At 42.9% G+C, this 4,787-nt stretch carries 6 protein-coding genes; 4 read left to right on the forward strand and 2 right to left on the reverse strand.

Going from position 1 to position 4,787, the window contains the following annotated elements:
- The 4 genes from QAS77_RS10580 to QAS77_RS10595 all read left to right on the forward strand — a co-directional run.
- The coding region (locus QAS77_RS10580; RefSeq protein ID WP_305065458.1) for a CARDB domain-containing protein at nt 1-380 on the forward strand (380 nt) is incomplete at its 5' end.
- 208 nt (nt 381-588) lie between these two features.
- Nucleotides 589-1,614: an ABC transporter substrate-binding protein gene (locus tag QAS77_RS10585; RefSeq protein ID WP_305065459.1), complete on the forward strand. Its 1,026-nt coding sequence runs from the start codon at nt 589-591 to the stop codon at nt 1,612-1,614.
- A gap of 29 nt (nt 1,615-1,643) precedes the next feature.
- The gene (locus tag QAS77_RS10590) at nt 1,644-2,669 is read left to right on the forward strand and encodes a FecCD family ABC transporter permease (RefSeq protein WP_305065460.1); all 1,026 of its coding nucleotides are present in this window, start codon (nt 1,644-1,646) and stop codon (nt 2,667-2,669) included.
- Nucleotides 2,662-3,441, forward strand: a complete 780-nt coding sequence (locus tag QAS77_RS10595; protein WP_305065462.1) for a heme ABC transporter ATP-binding protein — start codon at nt 2,662-2,664, stop codon at nt 3,439-3,441. The genes QAS77_RS10590 and QAS77_RS10595 overlap by 8 nt, the downstream gene beginning before the upstream one ends.
- A gap of 52 nt (nt 3,442-3,493) precedes the next feature.
- Here the strand turns inward: QAS77_RS10595 and QAS77_RS10600 are convergent, their stop codons facing one another.
- Together QAS77_RS10600 and QAS77_RS10605 are read right to left on the reverse strand one after the other, a co-directional pair.
- Nucleotides 3,494-4,171, reverse strand: a complete 678-nt coding sequence (locus tag QAS77_RS10600) for a hypothetical protein (protein ID WP_305065464.1) — start codon at nt 4,169-4,171, stop codon at nt 3,494-3,496.
- 204 nt (nt 4,172-4,375) lie between these two features.
- The coding region (locus QAS77_RS10605; protein WP_305065466.1) for a hypothetical protein at nt 4,376-4,787 on the reverse strand (412 nt) is incomplete at its 5' end.

Raw genomic sequence — 4,787 nt, forward strand, 5'->3', positions numbered from 1 at the left:
TCATGATGTTAGTGGATGGGATCACGTTGGATACTAAGACAGTATCATCCCTGGCAAACGCCTCAAACACAGAGGTCACTTTTGAGTGGACACCTACAACCGAGGGAGAATGTGAATTACAGGTTGCCATTGACACACAGAATAGCATCGATGAAAGGGATGAAGCTAATAATTACTTCGCCACGACCGTAACAAGTGTGGACGATGTCGACTGGAACCCATGGAACGATGTGAAGTCTGATGGAGGAATAGATATCACCACTACGGAATTACAGGAAGGCATCTACCTTTGGGTAAACGATATCCCAGCCCCAAATACGGGAGAAAAAATCACTACTGAAATGTTACAGCAGTTGATCTACGACTGGCTGAATTCTTAAGGCGTTGTAAAAGCTGAATAATCAGCATAAGGCACCTCCTGCAGGTGCCATCTTTTTTATTAATTGTGCCTGAACCTGAAAAATGAAGAGAATTATAGGGTGTCAGGATTTTCATTACCAATAAAACTAATAGATATTGGGCTGAAGGGAAACTTTTTATAGTGATATATCGATTGATTGTAAACTTAAAGAAAAGAGAGGAAAAATAATGTTCAAAGGTTTTTATGTATTATTTTTGGTCCTTGTACTTATATCGGTATCAGACGCAAGCGCAATAGAAGCCGGTATGACAGAATACCCGCTTACCATAATGGATAATATGAACAATACGATCACGATTGAAAGCAAACCCGAGAAAATATTATCCACCATGCCAAGCAACACGGAAATCCTTTTTGCTATAGGTGCCGGAGATAATGTAGTCGGTGGCACGATCCACGATAAGTATCCTCCCGAAGTTGCAAATATCCCGAAGGTAGGAGGATATACCAACCTTGAATTTGAATCGATCGTCAGCCTTGAGCCTGATGTTATATTTGCTTCTGCCGCAAACGGAGAAGATGCCATCAATATGCTAAAGGACCTGGGACTCACTGTAATAGTAATAGAGCCAAAAACCATCGATGATATCATGAACAACATCGAACTGATAGGAGAAGTGACCGGAAATAAAGAGACAGCACTGTCGATCACAGATGACATGAGAACACAGATGGACGCTATCACGAGCAAAACTGAAGATATTCCTACTGAGGACAGTCCTCGTGTACTCTATCTGATCTGGCATGATCCAATGTACTCTGCCGGGCTTAATTCATATCCTGATGATCTTATCACGATGGCCGGAGGAAACAATATCCAGAAAGCTGAAGGATGGCCAGTGATCAATCTTGAAGATGTCATCGCCAGCAACCCACAGATCATAATCTGTTCCGGAATGGGTGGAGGATCATACACAATACTGGATGCAATTAAGAACAACGATGCATTAGCCCAGACAGATGCCATAAAGAACAACAAGGTGTACCCGATAGATCAGCCCAGCATCATTGAGATCCCCGGTCCAAGGATCGTGGAAGGACTAAACGAGTTGTACGGATACATTGAACCTGAGATCAAGGTCGGTGAAGAGCAGACAGAAGATGAAGCGCCAGTGAACAGCACGCCCGGATTTAGTGTCATGGTCGCATCATGTATGTTGGTGGCAGGCTACCTTAGAGCAAAACGTTCCTGAATATAAATACGAAAGAGGAAAAGGGTAAGATGGCAAGAGATGGAAGAGCTGTAATGATCCTACTTTCAGTATTGCTGATAGCCATGATAGCCAGCAATACTGCAATAGGTAGCAGCGATATTTCCCCTATCGACACCGTCAAGATAATGGTTAGTGCCATTACTGAAAAATTAATGCTCGGAGATCTCCTGCATATCGAGAAGGTATGGAGCGATAGTCAGGGTACTATTATAATGAACATCCGACTTCCAAGGGTCCTCCTTGGAGCATTAGTAGGTGCAGCGCTGGCAACTGCCGGCTGCGCCATGCAGGGATTGCTTAAAAATCCCATGGCGGACCCATATATAATAGGGATGTCTTCCGGTGCAGGCCTTGGTGCAGCTCTTGCTTTTGCACTGATGCTACCACTTCAACTTCTTGCTTTTGTGACAGCGGCAGGATCCATATTTATAGTATACAATATTTCGAGGATCGGAGAAAGAGTACCTACGGAAACACTGTTACTTGCAGGAATTGCTGTTGGTTTCTTTCTTTCAGCGATTACATCGTTCATCATTTTTCTTTCCCAGTCACCTCACCAGATAATATACTGGCTGATGGGAGGACTATGGACTGCTAGCTGGGATAAAGTGAAGATCACTTTTTTGATGATACTGGTGGGCATTTTCATGCTCTACAGGCAATCATGGAACCTGAATGTCATGCTTCTTGGTGAGGAACAGGCACAGTGTATGGGAGTAGATATTGAAAAAGTAAAACGGAGCGTACTTATATTCTCATCACTTGTTACCGCAGCCGCAGTATCTGTTAGTGGGATCATCGGTTTTGTAGGGCTTATCATACCACATATTATGAGGATCATCGTAGGACCTGATCATAGGATACTCCTGCCAACATCAACCCTCATGGGAGCGATATTCCTCGTATTTTCAGACACTATTGCAAGAACGATACTCGAATCTACAGACCTGCCTGTAGGAGTTGTGACCGCCTTTTTTGGAGCTCCTTTCTTCATATACCTGTTAAGGAAGAGGAGGAAGAGTATCTATGCTTGAGATCAAAGATCTGACTGTGAGCTATGGAAGCCGAAAAATACTGGAAGACATTAATATCTCTGCTGAAAAAGGCGAATTTCTGGGCATCCTTGGTCCAAACGGATCCGGCAAGACAACATTAGTTAAAGCTATCACCAAAGTTCTCAAACCCGAATCTGGAGAGATAAACCTTAGCGGAAGATCCATAAAACATATGAATGGCTCTGAACTTGCCAAACATGTAGCGGTGGTCTCGCAAGTCATCTCCATCAATTTCGAGTTCGCTGTAAAAGATATAGTGATGATGGGACGTACCCCTTACATAAAGAGCAATGAATCCCCCGAAGATTTTGACATCGTTGAAGAATCCATGGAGAAAACTAAAACCGATTTCCTGAAGGACAGGCTCGTCACACAACTAAGTGGTGGTGAACTTCAGCGAGTCATCATTGCAAGGGCTCTTGCACAGCAAACGGATATCCTGCTTCTCGATGAACCCACATCACATCTTGATATCACGAACCAGATAGATATACTGAACCTTATCAAAGATGAATCAAGAAAGGGGAAGCTTGTAGTTGCAGTGGTACATGACCTGAACCTTGCAGCATATTACTGTGACAAGATAGCCCTCATAAGGGATGGGAAGCTTATGTCGCTGGGTACACCAGCAGAAGTACTCACCCCGGAAACTATTGGAAAAGTATACAATCTTCCTGTGGAAGTTGTCATCAATGAGATCACAAATTCTTTGTATGTAATACCAAAACTTGAGCCTTTAGCACACCCCTAAACTCTCTTTTCTAAAAAAGCAGGAAAGGGAAGAAACCTTTCGAACTTTAGCTTTATTCAATTTCTGCCCAAACAATGAGTATACCTTTCATAGAACCAATATTAGAGTAATCAGAAGGTACATGAAGTGTTAGATTCACATTCTTCTGTTCTTTTGAACCAAGCAATGCAGAATATTCATTCCACATCCCGGAATCAATATGCATACCATTTAGGAACAGGCCATCTGCAGCACCTATAACATCAGCAGTTATAATTGCATCATCGACACCTCTGTTATTGATCGTTACAGTATTTACATCACTGACCTCACCTGCTTCAAGAGAACCAAAATGAATTGTTCCAGGAGTTAGGACGACCCCCACTGCCGGAATGATGTTTGCACCAAGAGAAACACCCGAAGACATTGATACATTCTTCAACATATCGTTGCCGTTGTCATTGCCATCATCGTCTTCATCGTCTTCATCGTCTTCATCGTCTTCATCGTCTTCATCGTCATCGTAAGACACATCACTGCTTTTACCACCACTGCTGCCACCATATGTTGTGGCAACAATTGAGCTATCCCTGAAGGTGGGTAGGGGTTCCCGCTCATAATAAGTGATCTCATGATGATCGTCTGTCGGAGGAGGGACAAGTTCCGGCGGATTCGTTGAAATGTTTGTAAGACCACTGAGTAGCAGCGTTATAAGGAGAAGAAAACCGAAAGGTTTTATAATCGGATGCATACTGAACCGCCACACATTGCACAACGTTTTGATAGGAAATACGACCAAATACAATCAAAAATTAAAACGATCCAAACTGAAGGCAAGCCTGAATCAAAAACATAATCATTGCATGGATGCATAAGGATGATTACAACGATCGCAGATAAGATCGATTGGATAAAGAAGAAAAGGAAGAGCTCCTTTTCTAATTTTATCTAAACTTCATTCAATTTCTGCCCAGATCACGAGTATACCCTTCATAGAACCAATGTTTGAGTAATCAGAAGGTACATGAAGTGTAAGGTCCGCTGTATTCATTTCTTTTGAAACTAGCAATGCAGAATATTCATCCCACATACCGGAATCAATGTACAAACCATCTATGAACAGGTCGTCTGCCGCATCTACCACATCAGCAGTAATAATTGTGCTGTCTGAACCCCTGTTATTGATCTGTACGGTTCTCACATCACTGACCTCACCTGCCCCGAGTAAACCGAAATTGATGGTCCCGGGAGTCACAACGATACCTACTGCAGGAATGATCTCTGCACCAAGGGATACAGCTGCAGACATTGATTCAGCCTCTGACCCGTCATCACCAGGTTCATCAACAGGATTGTCGTTCGGATCA

The sequence above is a fragment of the Methanococcoides sp. genome (assembly GCF_030594565.1).
Taxonomy (GTDB): domain Archaea; phylum Halobacteriota; class Methanosarcinia; order Methanosarcinales; family Methanosarcinaceae; genus Methanococcoides; species Methanococcoides seepicolus.